Genomic DNA, 17424 nt, shown 5'->3' with positions numbered 1-17424 from the left:
GCGCAAGCGGCCGTCTCACCGAACCTTCCATCACCCCCACGCCACCTGCCCACGACAAGAGCTTGGCGTCCTAGCGCCGTCCAAGCGGCTAGTGGAAGCTGTACTTGAGCGTCATTCGCAGGCTGCGCGGCTCGCCCGGGTGGTAATGGCGGTCTTCCACCGGCGCCGCCTCGCCCGGCAGTTGCGAGGCGTAGCGGTACTCCATATCGGCGAAACGGGTGTTGCTAACGTTGAGCACATCCAGGCCCACGCGCCAGTTGCGGCTCAAGCCAAGGTCGAAGTGCGCATTCAAGACCGTGCTGGCCGCACCGACTTGGCTGCCGTCCTCGTTCAGCTGTCGCGGGCCGATATGGCGCAAGCGCAGCGCCGCTTCCCAGGCCTGGCTGGGCCGATAGCTCAGGCCGGCGCTGAAGGTGCGGCGCACCGCGCCTTCGATGTAGGCGGCGGAGAGATCACCATCGTCGAAACGCGCGCGGGTAAAGCTCGCGTCAGCGTCCAAGGTCCAAGCCTTGTTCGGCTGCCACACCGCCGCGAACTCCACCCCGCGGCGCAGGCTGGGCCGACCGGCTTCGGTGGCACCCGCATCGCCCACATAAACCAGCTCAGACTGCAGCTTCAAGGTCCACAGCGCGGCGCTGAGTTGCAGCTCCGGCGTGGTCCAGGTGGCGCCTAGCTCGGTGCCGGTGGCGCGCGCCAGCGGCGTGACCCGGTCAACCGCTTGACCGTAGCTGCCGGAGCGCGGATCGGGGTCGACACTGATCACCGTCCCCCGCGCATCATTGCTGTGGAAACCTTGCCCCCAGTTCGCAAACAAGCCAATTTCCTGGCTGGGCGTGAAGGCCAAGGCCACTTTGGGCGAAAGGATGTGGGCCTGACTGTCGCCGCTATTGGCCGGCGTGTCCGAACGCACCTTGAAGCGGAATTGGTCGGCGCGCAGGCCAAGATGGCTGCGCAGCCAAGGATTCCACTGCGTGGCCTGGTCGATGAAGCCGCCCAAGCTGGTTTCATCGACCCGGTCCTCACGCACGGTGGCATAGGGCTGGCGGGATTGGGTCAGTTGCAGGCCCAAGGGGCCGATACGGTCATGGCGGAGTTGCAGGCCGACCGTCGTGCTTTGCGCCGCGCCCAGGCCGGCATAGCGCCAAGTCTGTGCCAGCTCGGCGCCGAACTTATTGCGCTGATCTTGCTGGCGGAATTGATCCCCGTGCTGGGCATCGGTGGCGTAGCTGAAGTTGGAATACAAATCCAGGCTGTAACGCGCCAAATAGGCCGAGGCGCGCCAAGCGCCTTGATGGTTGAGGCCATTGGCCTGCCAGCTCAGGGCCGCCAAGTCCGTCTTGCCGCCACTGCTGGGGTCCAAGGAATCGAACTCGCCGATCAAGCCGCTCTTGACCGCCCGCTCCGGGATCTGGTCGGTCGCTGTCCATTTGGCGCGGTAGAGCATGGCCGTCAAGCGCCAACCCTGGTTCAAATCGCCCTCGGCATAGCTGGCCACCAGATTGTTCTTGGCCAAACGCTCGGGCACCGTCCAGGGCCCGTCATTGCCGAGCACTTCTGCCGCCAGCAGCAGCCGGCCGGGCGTACCCGACTCACCCAGGCGAATTTGATCCCAGGAAGCAACGGCCAAGAGCCGGCGGTAGCCGTTCTGCCCGACGGAGGCGGCGATGAAAGGTGCGTCCACGCGGCTCACATAGTCAATCGCGACCGCACCCGCGGTGGCGAAATCGCCATCACGGGCCAGGTAGGGTCCTTTGCGATAGCTGAGTGAATCGACCAACTCGGGAATCAAGAAGTTCAGGTCCGCATAGCCTTGCCCATGCGCGTGGCTGCGCTGGTTCACCGGCATGCCCAAGGCGTAGATGCTGACGTCGGTGCCATGGTCCAGATTGAAGCCGCGCAGAAAGTACTGGTTGGCCTTGCCGTCGCCGCTGTGCTGGGTGACCACCACCCCGGGCACCGTCTCCAAGACCTCAGCTGGGCGCAGCCAGGGGCGCGCCTCAATCTGCTCACGCAAGACCTGACCCTCGGTGGCGGATTGAGGCTTTTCGTCCACCGCGACGGCGGCGCCGCTGCCGCTGATCAGCACCTGCGGCAAGGTGTTGACGCCCGCAGCCTGCGCCCCAGCACCCAGCGCCCAACAAGCCACGGCCTGCAACAGCGTAAAACGCCAGCGCATGAGCTGCTGGCTGAGCGCCGGAGCAGCCCGCACAGACCGGCCCGGCTGCAAGTTGATCGTCGTTAAGTTGTTTTTCAATTTCTTCATACAAGCTCTGGGCCGAAGGTCTGGCGGTCAAACACGGTGAATCGGATGAGAGGTGGAACTCGCCCTTGGGCGAATGCAGGCTTGGGCGCGCCCGCGCCCAAGCTGTGGGGCAAAAAGGTCAGGCCATCAGGTTGATGGCGTCAGGTGCTGATGCTGAGCATCGTCGTGACGCCCGTGATAGCTGTGGTGACCGAGATGGGAATGCGGGCCATGCCCGCCACCCTGATCCACGCTGATCAAATTGAGCTTGCCGTGCATCACGCCGCGCTCTGCGCACACCGCGTCGGCAAAAGCGCGCACCTGCGCCGTGGGGCCGCGCAGCAGCACGGTTTCAAGACAGAACTCGTGGTCCAGATGCGCGTGCATGCTGGCCACAGTGAGTTCGTGATGGGCATGCTGCAGCTGCGTCACCCGCTCCCCCAGATCACGCTCGTGATGCTTGAACACATAGGACAAGCAGGCCACGCAAAGCTGGCTGCTCGCATGGGCTTGGCGGCCACGCTCCAGCTCGGCGCGCAGCAGATCCCGCACGGCTTCCGATCGGTTGGCATAGGCCCGCGCGGCAATCCAGGCATCAAACTCTTGCGCCAGCTTTTCGTCGAGTGAAATAGTGAAACGGTCCAAGATCGGGCTTTCGGCAGTGAACCGGGCGCACCTTACGCGGGAGATATGACTGGGCGATGTAGGTCCATACGGTCGGCGCGATCTCACTTGCTCGCCGCTCCGCGGAGAGTGCTCAGCCCCCGCTCGGCAAGAGGCAACGCGGCCAGGCACAAGCCGGCCGGCCCGGCTGCGCCTAAAATGTCGCACCCCCGCCCAGGCTCATCCAGGGCGGCAAGCCAGCCCACTCAAGACCTCAGCACATGGAATATCCAGGCAATCTCTTCGTCGTCGCAGCCCCCAGCGGGGCCGGCAAATCCAGCTTGGTCAAGGCCTTGCTGGAACTGGACTCCAAGCTGGATGTGTCGATCTCGCACACCTCACGCGCGCCGCGTGGCCAGGAGCAACATGGCCGCGAGTACTGGTTCACCAACGCGGACGAGTTCCGCGCCATGGCCGCACGTGGCGAGTTCTTTGAATGGGCCGAGGTGCATGGCAACCTCTACGGCACCTCGCGTTCGGCCATCGAGGCGCGCATGGCCCATGGCGACGATGTGGTGCTGGAGATCGACTTCCAAGGCGCGCTGCAGATCAAGCAACTCTTCCCCTACGCGGTGCTGATCTTCATCTTGCCGCCCAGCTGGGAAGAGCTGGAACAGCGCCTGAACCGCCGCGGCGACACCGACCCGGCCGTGATTGCCCAGCGCATGAGCAATGCCCGCATCGAGGTCGCGCAGGCGCAAAACTTCGATTTCGTGGTGGTGAATGCGGTGTTTGACACCGCAGTTTTCGATTTGAAGTCGATTGTTCACGCGCAGCGGTTAAAATACGCGGCTCAGCGCCGGAATCGCTCTGCCGTGTTCCGCGCTCTCGAACTTCCCTGATTGACCTTTGGACTGGAAAAACACATGGCCCGCATCACTGTCGAAGACTGCCTGGTAAAGATCCCCAACCGCTTCCAGTTGGTTCTGGCCGCCACCTACCGTGCTCGCATGCTGAGCCAGGGCCACACGCCCAAGCTCGAAAGCAAGAACAAGCCGGGCGTCACCGCGCTGCGCGAAATCGCCGCTGGCGAAGTGGGCATCGAGATGCTGCGCAAGGTGCCGGTCTAAGCCTCAGCGCTTACCAGTACGCACAGAGGGCGCCTGCGGGCGCCCTTTTTCTTGCCCGCAACAACCCTGCATCGCATTCACCCGGGTTTGATGCTGTAAATTCGGCGCATGGGTTTCCGAACTTTTGCCTTTCCCCGCCTGCCTGCCGCTTTGAGTGGCCTGCCCGGCCTGCGCGCGGCCTCAGCCCCTGAGCCCACCACCGCCGAGGCCGCCTCGTTTGACGCCCTGGTGCACCTGCTGCACTACCTGCCCAAGGCCGACATCAAGCGCATTCGCGAGGCCTACAAGTTTGCCGACGAGGCCCATTTGGGCCAGTTCCGCGCCAGCGGTGAGCCCTACATCACCCACCCGATCGCAGTGGCCGGCATTTGCGCCGAGTGGCGCCTGGACGCCCAAGCGATCATGGCCGCGCTGATGCACGACGCAATGGAAGATTGCGGCATCACTAAAACCGAGTTGATCGAGCGCTTTGAAGCGCCCACCGCCGAGTTGGTGGACGGCCTGACCAAGCTGGACAAGCTGCAGTTCTCCACCAAGGAAGAGTCACAGGCCGAGAGCTTTCGCAAGATGCTGCTGGCGATGGCGCGCGATGTGCGCGTCATCCTGATCAAGCTGGCCGACCGTTTGCACAATATGCGCACCATGGACGCGATGGCGCCGGTCAAGCGCCGCCGCATCGCCCGCGAGACGCTGGACATCTACGCCCCCATCGCACACCGCCTGGGCCTGAATCAGATCTACCGCGAGCTACAAGAGCGCAGCTTCTCCCACATCCACCCCTGGCGCCATGCGGCCTTGAGCAAGGCCATCTCCAAGGCGCGTGGCAATCGGCGCGATCTCGTCTCGCGCATCGAGCGCGATGTGCTCAAGGCCTTTGGCGAGTCGGACGTCAAGGTCGAGGTGCAAGGGCGCGAGAAGACCGTCTACTCGATCTACCAGAAGATGCGCGACAAGCACCTCAGCTTCGCGCAGGTCAGTGACATCTTCGGCTTTCGCATCGTCGTGCATGAATTGCCGCAATGCTATTTGTCGATGGGCGTGCTGCACCAGCTCTACAAGCCCCAGCCCGGCCGCTTCAAGGACTACATCGCCATCCCCAAGCCCAATGGCTATCAGTCCTTGCACACCACCCTGGTGAGCCCGCTGGGCACGCCGGTGGAATTCCAGATTCGTACCGAGGCCATGCACCTCGTGGCCGAAAAAGGCGTGGCCGCGCACTGGCTTTACAAGAACACCGCGCACAGCCAAGGGGCACAGAACGCGCAGCAGCTAGGCTCGCGCTGGCTGCAGTCGCTGATCGATATTCAAGACGAAACCCGTGACGCCAACGAGTTTCTGGAACACGTCAAGATCGACCTGTTCCCCGACGCGGTCTACGTCTTCACGCCCAAGTCCAAAATCATGGCCCTGCCGCGCGGCGCCACGCCGGTGGACTTTGCCTATGCCATCCACTCCGATGTGGGCGACCATTGCGTGGCCGCGCAAATCAACGGTGAACCGGTGCCGCTACGCACCGAGCTGCGCAGCGGCGATGTGATCGAAATCGTCACCGCCACCGGCGCCCGCCCCAACCCGGCTTGGCTGAGCTTTGTGCGCACCGGCCGGGCGCGTTCCAAGATTCGCCATTTCCTGAAGAATCTAGAGCAAGACGAATCCCGCGATCTGGGCGAAAAAATGCTGGCGCAAGCCCTGCGTGCCGAAGGCCTCAGCCTGCCCAGTTTGGACGATGAAGACAATACGGCCGCGCAGCTCTGGCAGCAGTTGGCGCGCTGGGCTGGCAACCGCCATATCGACGAATTGCTGGTTGAAATCGGCCTGGGCCGCAAGATCGCCACCATCGTGGCCAAGAAGCTGGCCCGCATGCTGGCCGAGCAAGGCCAGCGCCCCGATGCGGTGATGCTCACCATGGGCCGCTTCAGCAGCGAGGAACTGCCCGCCCAGGGTCAGGTCACGCTGGACGGCAGTGAAGGCGCCTCGGTGCGCCTGGCCGCCTGCTGCCGGCCGATTCCCGGCGACGAGATCAAGGGCTATCTGGGACGCGGCGAAGGCCTGTTGGTGCACACGGCGGAATGCCAGGTCGGGCGCAAGCTCTTCCAGCGCGACAGCGAGCATTGGATCGCCGTCAATTGGGCCGAGGAGCTGACCCGCCCCTTCGAGGCCGCCGTGTCCCTGCTACTCAACAACGGCAAGGGCGTGCTGGCCCAAGTGGCGCAAGCCGTCAGCAGTGCCGAGGCCGACATCACGCACATCCAGATGAGCGATGAATCCCAACACCGCGAAACGGCCGAAATGAGCTTGCTGCTCTCGGTGCGCGACCGCCTGCATCTGGCCGATGTGCTGCGCACGCTCAAGCGCTCGCCCGCCGTGCTGCGGGTCTGGCGGGTTAAGCCGACCTAGTACCACTCCGGCAATCTCCGACTTAGGCCGGAGAACCGTGGCTCAGGCCTTGCCTTCGGTGCTGGGCGCCGGGTACTTCACCTCCAGCACCTCAATCTGCTCGATGCCGCCCGGCGTCATCAGTTGCAGCTCATCGCCCTCGCGCGCCTTCAGCAGCACCCGGGCAATCGGGGCAATCCAGCTGACCTCGCCGGCCAGGTTGTCGGCCTCGTCGATGCCCTTGATGGTGATGGTGCGCTCATCCCCCTTGGCGGTGGCGTAGGTGACGGTGGCGCCGAAGAAGATCTGATCGCTGCCGTAGTGCAAGCTCGGGTCGGCCACTTCGGCGATGTCCAGGCGCTTGGTCAGAAAGCGCAGGCGGCGGTCGATTTCGCGCAAGCGCTTCTTGCCGTAGAGGTAGTCACCGTTTTCCGAGCGATCGCCATTCTTGGCCGCCCAGGAGACGATTTCGACGATTTTGGGTCGTTCTTCGTCCAGCAAGCTCATGAACTCGGCGCGCAGCCGGGCGTAGCCTTGCGGCGTCAGGTAGTTGCGCGTGCCCGGCGGTATGGCGGGCAGTGAGGGGGAGCCGTCCTCGTCATCGTCGGGCCCATCGTTTTCCTTGGTGAATGCCTTGTTCATGCCGTGTATTGTCTGCGCTGTGCAAAGGCAATCAAGGAGGCATCTTGCAAGAACAAAAAACGAACGGTCCGCTGAAGGGATTGAAGATTGTTGAAATGGCCGGCATCGGCCCCGCTCCGTTCTGCGGCATGCTACTGGCCGACCTCGGCGCCGAGGTAACCGTGGTGGAGCGCCCCGCCGCCCTGCGCAGCCTGAACACCGGCGACGCGCTGAACCGCGGCAAGCGCTCCATCTGCCTGGACCTCAAAACCGAACTGGGCATGCGCGCTGTGACCGCCCTGATCAATCAGGCCGACGCGCTGATCGAAGGCTACCGCCCCGGCGTGATGGAACGGCTGGGGCTTGGGCCTGCGGTATTCGAGGCCAGCAACCCCAAGCTGGTCTACGGCCGCGTCACCGGCTGGGGCCAAAACGGCCCGCTGGCGCACGCCGCCGGGCATGACATCAACTATGTGGCCCTCACCGGCGCTTTGTCGGTGGCAAGCCGCGCCGGACAAGCGCCTAGCCTGCCGGCCACCTTGCTGGGCGATATGGCGGGTGGCGCGCTGTTTTTGGCCCTGGGCCTGCTCAGCGCCCTGCTGGAATCACAACGCAGCGGCCGCGGCCAGATCATCGACGCCGCCATGGTCGATGGCGTGGGCTGCATGAGCGCGCTGATTCATTCCCTGCGCGGCACCGGCATGTGGCCGGATGCGCCGCAGCACAACTTCTTCCTGCACAGCTCGCCCTTCTACGACAGCTTTGAATGCGCCGATGGCCGCTACGTCACCCTGGGCGCCATCGAGCCGCAGTTTTATGCCGAATTGCTGCAGCGGCTTGATCTGCAAGATGTCGACCCGCAAGCCCAGTTCGACACCCGCCAATGGCCCGCCCTGCGCGCCCGCGTGGCGGCCCGTATCAAGGCCAAGCCGCAAAGCCAGTGGCAGACCCTGCTGGAGGGCACGGACGTTTGTTTTGCGCCCGTCCTGAGCCTGGAGGAAGCCGCCAGCCACCCGCACAATCTGGCGCGCGGCAATTTCAGCCGCATCGACGGGAAATTGCAGCCCAGCGCAGCGCCGCGCTTTTCACGCAGCCAATTGCGCCCGGCACAGGCTGGCACAAAGCCCGGCGCGGATACCGAGGCGATTCTGCGCGAATTGGGTTTGGCGAGCTGAAATTGAAAAAGCCTCGATGATTACTCATCGAGGCTTTTCGTTTTTTTCTTATTTTGGTGCGGCTGGCAGGATTCGAACCCACGACCCCTTGGTTCGTAGCCAAGTACTCTATCCAACTGAGCTACAGCCGCTTCAAGCCCTCTACTATAGCATGCTTTTTTTGAGTGAATTCAAATATTTTTGAATTTCAAACATTTCTCAGAGATTTGAACTTTTGCTAAGCGCCTGGGTACCTGTAGATACTCAAACGGCCTAGGCTTCAAACCCTGTGAAACTGCAAACTACAGAATCAGACCCTTACATAAAAAGGGCCCGACTGATTTCTCAGTCGGGCCCTTCTATTTTCTTCTTCAATCCGAAACTTGATTAGCTATTCACTGATCAAGTTTCTTCTTTGTTGGTGCGGCTGGCAGGATTCGAACCCACGACCCCTTGGTTCGTAGCCAAGTACTCTATCCAACTGAGCTACAGCCGCGAAGCCTTGCACTATAGCATGGTTTTTTCCGCTTGCACAGAAATTTCAAATAATCGACACATCAATGCACGCCGGCGGCCGCCTCGAAGCAGCGCGCGCGCCGCTCCATATCGCCATCCTGCGTGGCCAATTGAGCCAGGGTGAGCCAGCTACGGCGCCGGGCGCTGGCGGCCACGCTGTGGTCTTCGCAGACCTGTTCCAGGATCAGGCGCGCCTTGCCCCACAGCTGGCGCTCGGCCAGGGCGTGGCCCAGGGCGTAGGCCAGATGCTTGTCACGCGGGAAGCGCTGCACGGCAGACTCCAGGCGTTGCAGCCATTCCGGCGCCAAGCCCGGCAGCACCGGCACCAAGGCCTCGGCCAGCACCGCGCGCTCATCCGCCGGCAGCTCGCCGATATCGTCCCAGAAGGGGCGCAGCCAGCCGCGCCCGTCATCTGGTGAGCCCAGCGCCGCTGAGCGGCTGGCGGCCCGGCAGGCCACCAGCACATCGCGCCGGTCGGCGCTATCGAGCTGCTGCCAGACCTGGCGCAGCTGATCCACATCGCGGGCGCCTTCCAGCGCCTCAAAGGCCAAGGAACGCAAGAGACCCTGCGCCGCCACCTTGGAGAAGCCCTGGTGCTTGGCCAGCAGGCGCGCCGTGCGCAAGGCTTCCAGGTATTGCTTGGACAAACGGCTGGCCTGCAGCTTCAGGCGCAAGGCCTGGGTGCGGCGGGCCACACCGGGGCTCAGATCGGCCAGCAGGTCGAACGCGCGTTTGGCGTCCCGGTCATCCAAAGCCCATTCCGCCGCCAACAGCAAAGCGCCCTCTTCTTGCGCCTTGCCGGCGGAGCTGCGCTTGGAGAAGTCCAGTGCCAGCGCCAGTTGCTCGTCGCGACGCTTGCGGTCTTGCATGCGGTGGGCACTGCTAGCGGCCAGCAAATGGCCCAGCGCCAAGAAGCCGTGGTCACGCTCCAGCTCAGGCGTCTGCGCATGAATGGTCAAGGCACGCTGCGCCGCTTTTTGCGAGCGGCCGTAGCGGGCGCCAAAGAACTCGGCCAGGCCTTCACGCAAAGCCAGCTGGGCGCTGCGCTCGCGCTGCGCCAAACGCCATTCCTTGGCACGCTGGGGCAGGTTGATCAGGGCATTGATGGTCTGAATGGCGGTGACCAGGGCGAAGCAGCTGCCCACCAGCACCAGCAAGAACAGATTCAGCGACACATCCAGGCGCCAGCCGCTCCAGTAAAAACTCGCCAGCCCGTCGTTGCGGCCCAGGGCCAGGGCAGCCACCACGGCCACCGTGAAAAGTAAAACCAACCAAATGATGGTGCGCATGAGACTCAAGCTCCCATCATCATCAACGGCCGGCCGCAGCGGCGGACAAAGCGGCCAGCGTGTCGTCCGGGCGCGGCACCACCACCTGGCGGGCCTGGCCCGTCACCTGGCGCAGCAAATCGCTGGCGGCCTTGACCTTCAAGGCACGGCCATCGAAATAGCGGGCCAGCATCTCCTGGCTATCGCGCAGATCGGCCTGCGCCGTTTCGAACTGCCGGCTCAGCAAGGCCAGGCGCGCGTTCAGCAAACGCAACTTGAGGTTCTCGCGCAGGAAGAAGGCCTGCTCGGGGGCCAGCAACACGGCTTCTGGATGATCGATGCGGGTGACGCGGATCAGACTGCGGGTTTCATGCCAGACCAGGGCCGCGGTATCGCTGAAGGTCTTGCTGGCCTGCGCCCACCACAGCGCCAGGCTACCACTGTCAGCAGCCTTGTCGCCCGCGCTCCCAGCTTTGGCAGGCTTAGCGGCAGACTTGCTGCGTTCATCCTGGGGCTTGGGCTTCACCGCCTCGGCCTGTTCAGCATTGACGATGAGCGGCAATTCGTCGACCAGTCGCACCACCTCGTCGAGCTTGATGGTCAGCGTCGACACATCGACCACGCTGACCGCCTTGACGCGGTCCATATCCCGCGCCACGGCCCGGCGCACACCTTCCATGCGCGGCTGCTTGTAGCGCTGCAGGCGCTCGTCGGCCAACTTCAGGGTGATGACCAGGGGCTCGGCGCTGCCGGTGATGGCTGTTTGCTGCAGGGCCACGCGGATCGAGGCTTCGATGTCCCCAATCACGTTTTCGTCCCGCGAGCGCGACATGGACTGGATCAGCTCCTCCAACTGCCCGCGCTGCAAGGCCACTTCAGCCAGGCGTGCATCCAGCAGGGCCACTTTGGCGGCGGTGTCGCGGGTCAGGTCTTGCGAACTTTTGGCGGCGCTGCGGGCTTCGCTGGCATTGCTTTGCACAAGCTCTTGGCGGCGTACCAACTCCTGCTCCAGGCTCTGCTGCCGGCTCATGCTTTGCCATGCCAGGCCCAGGCCGCCCAGGCTCAGCAGGGCCAGCAGCCCCGCAGTGACCGGTAACCACATAGGCAGTGCAGGCTGAGCTGCGGGCAGCGCTGCGCCAGCTCTTGGGGCGCCAAGCTCGGGCGCCGACTCGATGGGGGTTTGTTGGGTATCACTCACGGTGAAAATGATTGTAGGGGTCGCCCTGCAGACGGCGCAGGGCCTGCTGGACTGCTTGCGGGTCGGGTCGCGTCAAAACCACATGTGTCAAACCCAGCTCACGGGCGGCGGCGGCAATCCGCTCATGGGTGCAGATGCACAAGGCTTGCGACCAGTCCTGGCCCGGCTCGGTCAAGCTGGCCAGATGGCCCACCCCTTCGGCGCTGCTGAACAACCAAACATGCTCGCGCGGCTGCGCCAGGATGCGGGCCAGCAAGGCCTGCTCGGGCGGCGCCAACACCGGGCAACGGCGGCGATAAATGCAAAAAGCCTGCGTCTGGGCGCCGCGCTCACGCAAGCGCTCGGCCAGCCATTCACGCCCGCCTTCGCCACGCAGCAGCAAGACCGATTTGCCTTGCCAATCCAAGCCGCTCAGCAAAGGCCAGAGGTGTTCTGAGTCCAGGCTAGCGGCATCCGCCGGCGGCTGAACAATCAGCGCGGCCGGCACGCCAAAAGCCTGCAAGGCCTTGGCGCTACCCGGCCCGACGCAGGCGGCCAGGGTTTGCGCAGGCCATGCCTGGCCCAGCGGCTGGCTGGCAAAGAAATGCTCCACCGCATTCGGGCTGACAAAAAATGCCAGCGCCGCCGCAGGCAAAGCCGCCCAAGCCAGGGCCGCGTCGCGGCCATCGCTGGGGGCAATTTCCAGCAAGGGCAGGCTCTCGGCCTGCACGCCCAGGGCCGCCAGCTTTTTCTGCCACTCGGGTGCCTGACCCTGAGGGCGGGTCAGCACCAGGCGCATGCTCAGCAAGCTTGCGGCAAATAGCGCGCCGCACCCTGCTCGCGCAAGGCTTGGGCGGCCTGCTGGCCCAAGGCCTCGGCCTCGGCCTCGCTGGCCACGGCCGCTTGCAGTTGGGCGCGCAGCAAGGGGCTGCTGGGCAACTCGGCATTGCCCAAGGCCGTGGCGAGGATCAGCTGATCGCCCTGCCAATGGCCATGGGCCGCCAACGGCACGCTGCAGCTGCCGCCCAGCGCGCGCGACACGGCGCGTTCGGCCAAGGTGGCCAGCCAGGTCGGGCGGTGGATCAGGCTCTGGATTTGCGCCTTCAATGCATGGTCGTCAGCGCGCAACTCCAGGCCCAAAGCGCCTTGGCCGGCACAGGGGATCATCGTGTCAATGCCGAAGCGGGCGCGAATGCGCGCACCGGCGCCCAAGCGCATCAGGCCGGCGGCGGCCAGCACGATGGCGTCGTAGCCGCCGTCGTCAAGCTTGCGCATGCGGGTGTCGAGGTTGCCGCGCAAAGGCTCAATGCGCAGGTCCGGCCGCAAGGCCAGCAACTGCACCACGCGGCGCAGGCTGGAGGTGCCGACTACTGCGCCCTGCGGCAGTTCGTCCAGGCTGGCGTAACGGTTGGACACCAGGGCGTCGCGCGGGTCTTCGCGTTGCAGGATGGCGGCCAGCTCGAAGCCCTCGGGCAACTCCATCGGCACGTCTTTGAGCGAATGCACGGCCAGGCGGGCACGGCCCTCTTCCAGCGCCGTTTCCAGCTCCTTGACGAAGAGGCCCTTGCCGCCCACTTTGGACAGGCTGCGGTCCAGAATTTGATCGCCTCGGGTGGTCATGCCCAGCAGGCTGACGCTGAGGCCCAGCTCGCCCTCCAGCCGGGCTTTGACATGTTCGGCTTGCCACAGAGCCAGGCGGCTCTCACGGGTGGCAATGATGACGGCTTGATTGTTGGTTTCGCTCATGACCGGATTATCAAACAGGCCGCGCCCGCATCGCAGCGCCGAAGAAACTGATAAAGTCAGAAACAAGTAACTTCGTTACATCGCGGCGAGCGCCCATTGGCGCCCGCCAGGTATCTCCGGTCCCCAACCTCGAGCCTCGCCATGCGTTCCAAGTCCAGCCAGCCCGCCAAACCAGCTTCCCTGCCCGCCAAGAAGGCGCAGCAACGCAGCGCGGTCGATAAAAACCAACCGCTGACCGATGACATCCGTCTGCTGGGCCGCATTCTTGGCGAGGTGATTCGCGAACAAGAGGGTCGCGAGGCCTATGAGCTGGTCGAAAAAGTGCGCCAGCTCTCGGTCGCCTTTCGCCTCAAGCACGATGCCCAAGCGGGCAAGAGCTTTGACAAATTGCTCAAGAGCTTGAGCGGCGAGCAAACCGTCAGCGTGATTCGCGCCTTCAGCTATTTCTCGCATCTGGCCAATATCGCCGAAGACCGCCACCATGTGCGCCGCCGCGAGGTGCATGAGCGGGCCGGCAGCCTGCAAGCGGGCTCGCTGGCTTTCGCGCTGGAGCGCTTGCATGAAGCCGGCGTGCGCCCGGCCGAAATCGCCAAGACCTTGCAACACGGCTTTATCTCGCCGGTGCTGACGGCCCACCCCACCGAGGTGCAGCGCAAGAGCATTCTGGACGCCGAGCGCGCCGTGGCCCAGCTGGTGGAGCAGCGCGACAGCCTGCACACCGAGCGCGAGCTGGCCGCCAACGAGGCGCTGATCCGCGCCCGCGTCACTCAGCTGTGGCAGACCCGCATGCTGCGCTACAGCAAGCTGACGGTGGCCGACGAGATCGAAAACGCCCTGTCCTACTACCAGGCCACCTTCCTGCGCCAGATCCCCAAGCTCTACGCCGAGCTGGAAGAAGCCCTTCCCGGCCATGACTTGGCGAGCTTTTTGCGCATGGGCCACTGGATTGGTGGCGACCGCGACGGCAACCCCAATGTCACCGCCCAGACCCTGCGCCATGCGCTGAGCCGCCAGTCGGAAGTGGCGCTGCGCCACTATCTGACCGAGCTGCATGAGCTGGGCGCGGAGCTGTCGATCTCCTACCGCCTGGCCCAGGTCACGCCCGAGATGCAGGCCCTGGCCGAACGTAGCCCGGACCGCAACGAACACCGCATGGACGAGCCCTACCGCCGCGCCCTGACCGGCATGTATGCGCGCCTGGCCGCCAGCCTGACCCAGCTCACCGGCACCGAGGCCTTGCGCCACGCCGTTGCACCGCAAGCGCCCTACACCGGCCCCGAGGAGCTGCTGGCCGATCTGCGCATCATCGAAAGCTCGCTGCGCCAGCACCATGCGCAAGCCTTGATCGCGCCTCGCTTGGCGCCGCTGATGCGCGCCGTGCGCGTGTTCGGCTTCCACCTCGCCACGCTGGACCTGCGCCAAAGCTCCGATCAGCACGAAGCCGTGCTGGCCGAGCTGCTGCAAGTCGCCCGCCTGCAAGCGGACTACAGCGCGCTGGACGAGTTGCAGCGCCGCGATTTGCTGATCCGCCTGCTGCAAGACGCCCGCCCCTTGCGCGTGCATGGCGCCGCCTACAGCGAGAAGACGCTGGGCGAGCTGGACATCTTCGAAGCCGCGGCGGAGTCGCTGCAACGCTTTGGCCGCGAGTCGCTGCGCCACTACATCATCTCCCACACCGAATCGGTCAGCGACCTGCTGGAAGTGCTGCTGTTGATGAAGGAAGTGGGCCTGCTGCGCGGCACCTTGGATGAGCCCGAGGGCGCCATCTGCGACCTGATCGTCTCGCCCCTGTTCGAGACCATTGGCGACCTGCGCCTGGCGCCGCAAATCATGGCCGAGTTCTACGCCTTGCCCGGCATCGCAGCGCTGATCAAGCGCGGCGGCGCCGAGCAAGACATCATGCTGGGCTACTCCGACTCCAACAAAGACGGCGGCATGTTCACCAGCAGCTGGGAGCTGTACCGCGCCGAGATCGCGCTGGTGGAGTTGTTCGACGACTTGCGCGCCCAGCACGGCATCACCCTGCGCCTCTTCCACGGCCGCGGCGGCACCGTCGGTCGGGGCGGCGGCCCAAGCTACCAGGCCATCCTGGCCCAGCCTCCCGGCACCGTGAACGGCCAGATCCGTTTGACCGAGCAGGGCGAGGTGATCGCCTCCAAGTACGCCAACCCCGAGATCGGCCGCCGCAATCTGGAAACCCTGGTGGCCGCCACCCTGGAAGCCACCTTGCTGCATCCGACCAAGAGCGCGCCCAAGAGCTTTTTGGCGGCGGCGCAAGCGCTGTCTGACCTCAGCTACAGCGCCTTCCGGGGCTTGGTCTACGAGACGCCTGGTTTTGCCGAGTACTTCTTCTCCGCCACGCCGATCCGCGAGATTGCCGAGCTGAACATCGGCTCACGCCCGGCCTCGCGCAAACCCACGCAGGCGATTGAGGATTTGCGCGCCATTCCCTGGGGTTTCAGCTGGGGCCAGTCACGGGTGGCGCTGCCGGGCTGGTGCGGTTTTGGCTCGGCGGTGCTGAACTTTCTGGGCGAGCCCGGCAGCGATCAGCACAAACAAAACCTGGCCCTGCTCAAGCGCATGGACAAGCAGTGGCCCTTCTTCCGCACCCTTTTGTCCAATCTGGACATGGTGCTGGCCAAGACCGATCTGGGTATTGCCCAGCGCTATGTCGACCTGGTGGTGGACAAACGCCTGGGCAAGAAGATTGCCGCGGCGATTCAGACCGAGTTCGACCGCACCGGCCAGGCCCTGGCCTTGATCACCGGCGAGGCCAAGCGCTTGTCCGGCAACCCGGCGCTGGCGCGTTCCATCGAGCACCGCTTCCCCTATATCGACCCGCTGAACCATTTGCAGGTCGAGCTGCTGCGCCGCTACCGCGCCGCTCCGGCCGACACCCGCGCCCAGGACCCCAGCCTGGAGCGGGTGCAGCGCGGTATTCATTTGTCGATCAACGGGATTGCGGCGGGCCTGCGCAATACGGGCTAAGTTTTTGGCCCGGGCGGTCGATAGCAGGGGTTCACTGGGAGCAATCAGCATGGACCTCAGCAACACCGCCCTCGTCAACAATGCCGGCAACTCAAGCGCCGGCACGGTGCAGGCCGCCGCCCAGCTGATGGTCTTGCGCAAGGCCATGGACATTCAAAGCCAGGGCGCGCTGGAGTTGCTCAACTCGGTGCCGCCCGCGCCTGCCCTGGCCAGTTCAGGCAGCTTGGGCACGCGGCTGAACGTCTACGCCTAGACGACAAGCTCAACCGGCCCGCTGGCCGGCACTCAAGCAATCAATCAGTCAGTCCTCACCCGACTCCGGCAAGTGAATCATGCCGGTGTGGTAGTTGTACTCGAACACCTCGCCGTAGCGCGCCCATTCAATCGCCACCTTGAGCACGCGCTCGGCTTCCTGCGCGTCCATGCTTTCCTGCAAAAGTTTGAGGAAGGGTTCTTCGCGCAATTCGCCGTCGTCTTCTTGCTCCAGGCTGTGGCGGATGAAGGCGGCCAGGGGCACATGGGCCAGCAATTGTTGGCCAAAGATTTCGCGGCGGAACTCGTGCTCGCCGGCCACATAGCGCTGCCCCAGGGGCGTGATGAGGATGTCGCCATGCTCCAGCGTGGCCAGGCCCAGGCGATGCAAGGCATCGGTGAGCGGCAGCAACTCGTCGTCGGTGAGCTCGCTTTCCTCGGCCAGTTGCGGCAGGTCGGCGCGGCCCTTGAAGCTGTCCTCGGACAACAACTCCAGCAGGCTTTCCATGCGGCCCACATCGGCCTCGGGCAAGCGGTCGGACAAATGCGGGCGCTGCGCATGGGCATGACCCAAGTCGGTGGGCGCGGCGCCGGCCGTCATCAGGCCGTAGACCTCGTCGATCAAGTCGCGCACCTCGGCGCTATCGGCATCCCGCGGATGCGGCAGGCGAATCGGCAACTCGGCGCGCACCCGGCCCGGGTTGCTGGAAAAAATCAGCACCCGGTCGGCCATCATCACCGCCTCTTCGATGTTGTGGGACACCACCAGCATGGCTTGCGTGGGCATCTCGCCGCCCACCCAGAGCTCCAGAATTTCATTGCGCAGGCGCTCGCCGGTCAGCACGTCCAGGGCCGAAAAGGCCTCGTCCATCAGCAGCACGGCTGGCTCCATCACCAGAGCGCGGGCCAGGCCAACGCGCTGGCGCATGCCGCCCGACAACTCGCGCGGCAAAGCGCCCTCAAAGCCGGCCAGGCCAATCATCTCGATGGCCGCATCGGCGCGCTTGGCCCGCTCGGCCGGGCTGATGCCACGCGCCTCCAGGCCAAGCTCGACGTTTTGCTGCACCGTCAGCCAGGGAAAAAGCGCGAAGGACTGAAACACCATCGCCACCCCCGCCACCGGGCCAAAGATGGGCTGACCCTGGTAGCGCACATCGCCGCCGTCGGCCGCGATCAGGCCCGCCATGATGCGCAGCAGCGTTGATTTGCCCGAGCCGGACTGGCCCAGCAAAGCCACGATCTCGCCCTTTTCCAGCCGGAAGTCCACGCCTTCAAGCACCGAGCGCTGGCTGCCGTCCGAGGACTTGAAGCTCTTGGCGACGTTCTTCAGTTCAATCAGGGTACTCATCAA

The 17424-nt window shown here is 64.6% G+C and carries 14 protein-coding genes and 2 tRNA genes; 6 read left to right on the top strand and 10 right to left on the bottom strand.

What is annotated here, in order from left to right; translation table 11 throughout:
• Positions 1-88 precede the first annotated feature (88 nt).
• Together AT984_RS05245 and nikR are read right to left on the bottom strand one after the other, a co-directional pair.
• A complete protein-coding gene (locus AT984_RS05245) occupies positions 89-2176 on the bottom strand; it encodes a TonB-dependent receptor (RefSeq protein ID WP_197418249.1) in 2088 nt (695 codons plus the stop codon).
• A gap of 213 nt (positions 2177-2389) precedes the next feature.
• On the bottom strand, positions 2390-2887 hold the full coding sequence (gene nikR / locus AT984_RS05240) for a nickel-responsive transcriptional regulator NikR (protein ID WP_082679802.1): 498 nt from the start codon (positions 2885-2887) through the stop codon (positions 2390-2392).
• Positions 2888-3126: 239 nt separating this feature from the next.
• Here nikR and gmk point away from each other — a divergent pair, with 239 nt between their 5' ends.
• From gmk to AT984_RS05225, 3 genes are all read left to right on the top strand, one after another.
• Positions 3127-3747 carry a guanylate kinase gene (gene gmk / locus AT984_RS05235; RefSeq protein ID WP_058719189.1) on the top strand — a complete coding sequence of 207 codons (621 nt, stop codon included), beginning with the start codon at positions 3127-3129 and terminating at the stop codon, positions 3745-3747.
• A gap of 24 nt (positions 3748-3771) precedes the next feature.
• Positions 3772-3975: a DNA-directed RNA polymerase subunit omega gene (rpoZ, locus tag AT984_RS05230; protein WP_058719188.1), complete on the top strand. Its 204-nt coding sequence runs from the start codon at positions 3772-3774 to the stop codon at positions 3973-3975.
• Between the two features lie 108 nt (positions 3976-4083).
• On the top strand, positions 4084-6372 hold the full coding sequence (locus AT984_RS05225) for a RelA/SpoT family protein (protein ID WP_058719187.1): 2289 nt from the start codon (positions 4084-4086) through the stop codon (positions 6370-6372).
• A 42-nt stretch (positions 6373-6414) separates the two neighbouring features.
• On the opposite strand, the gene greB is transcribed toward AT984_RS05225, so the two are convergent.
• Positions 6415-6993 (bottom strand): transcription elongation factor GreB, encoded by a 579-nt coding sequence (gene greB, locus AT984_RS05220; RefSeq protein ID WP_058719186.1) that lies wholly within the window; start codon positions 6991-6993, stop codon positions 6415-6417.
• Between the two features lie 44 nt (positions 6994-7037).
• Here greB and AT984_RS05215 point away from each other — a divergent pair, with 44 nt between their 5' ends.
• A complete protein-coding gene (locus AT984_RS05215) occupies positions 7038-8147 on the top strand; it encodes a CaiB/BaiF CoA transferase family protein (protein WP_257721172.1) in 1110 nt (369 codons plus the stop codon).
• Between the two features lie 54 nt (positions 8148-8201).
• Here AT984_RS05215 and AT984_RS05210 read toward each other — a convergent pair.
• From AT984_RS05210 to hemC, 6 genes are all read right to left on the bottom strand, one after another.
• Positions 8202-8278, bottom strand: a tRNA-Arg gene (locus AT984_RS05210).
• A gap of 267 nt (positions 8279-8545) precedes the next feature.
• A tRNA-Arg gene (locus AT984_RS05205) sits at positions 8546-8622 on the bottom strand.
• A gap of 61 nt (positions 8623-8683) precedes the next feature.
• A complete protein-coding gene (locus AT984_RS05200; protein ID WP_058719185.1) occupies positions 8684-9931 on the bottom strand; it encodes a heme biosynthesis HemY N-terminal domain-containing protein in 1248 nt (415 codons plus the stop codon).
• Positions 9932-9953: 22 nt separating this feature from the next.
• Complete coding sequence (locus AT984_RS05195; protein ID WP_231741530.1) at positions 9954-11108, bottom strand: uroporphyrinogen-III C-methyltransferase; 1155 nt, start codon at positions 11106-11108, stop codon at positions 9954-9956.
• Complete coding sequence (locus AT984_RS05190; protein WP_058719183.1) at positions 11101-11886, bottom strand: uroporphyrinogen-III synthase; 786 nt, start codon at positions 11884-11886, stop codon at positions 11101-11103. Before AT984_RS05190 ends, AT984_RS05195 begins: the two co-directional genes overlap by 8 nt.
• 2 nt (positions 11887-11888) lie before the next feature.
• A complete protein-coding gene (hemC, locus tag AT984_RS05185; RefSeq protein WP_058719182.1) occupies positions 11889-12833 on the bottom strand; it encodes a hydroxymethylbilane synthase in 945 nt (314 codons plus the stop codon).
• Positions 12834-12974: 141 nt separating this feature from the next.
• Here hemC and ppc point away from each other — a divergent pair, with 141 nt between their 5' ends.
• Both ppc and AT984_RS05175 read left to right on the top strand, forming a co-directional pair.
• Positions 12975-15821: a phosphoenolpyruvate carboxylase gene (gene ppc, locus AT984_RS05180; protein WP_058719181.1), complete on the top strand. Its 2847-nt coding sequence runs from the start codon at positions 12975-12977 to the stop codon at positions 15819-15821.
• A 49-nt stretch (positions 15822-15870) separates the two neighbouring features.
• Positions 15871-16074: a putative motility protein gene (locus AT984_RS05175; RefSeq protein WP_058719180.1), complete on the top strand. Its 204-nt coding sequence runs from the start codon at positions 15871-15873 to the stop codon at positions 16072-16074.
• Positions 16075-16122: 48 nt separating this feature from the next.
• On the opposite strand, the gene AT984_RS05170 is transcribed toward AT984_RS05175, so the two are convergent.
• Positions 16123-17421: an ABC transporter ATP-binding protein gene (locus AT984_RS05170; protein WP_058719179.1), complete on the bottom strand. Its 1299-nt coding sequence runs from the start codon at positions 17419-17421 to the stop codon at positions 16123-16125.
• Positions 17422-17424: the final 3 nt, after the last annotated feature.

This window comes from Paucibacter sp. KCTC 42545, from assembly GCF_001477625.1.
Classification (GTDB): domain Bacteria; phylum Pseudomonadota; class Gammaproteobacteria; order Burkholderiales; family Burkholderiaceae_C; genus Paucibacter_A.
Note: the sequence above shows the minus strand (reverse complement) of the source record. Positions and strands in the feature narration are given on the sequence as shown.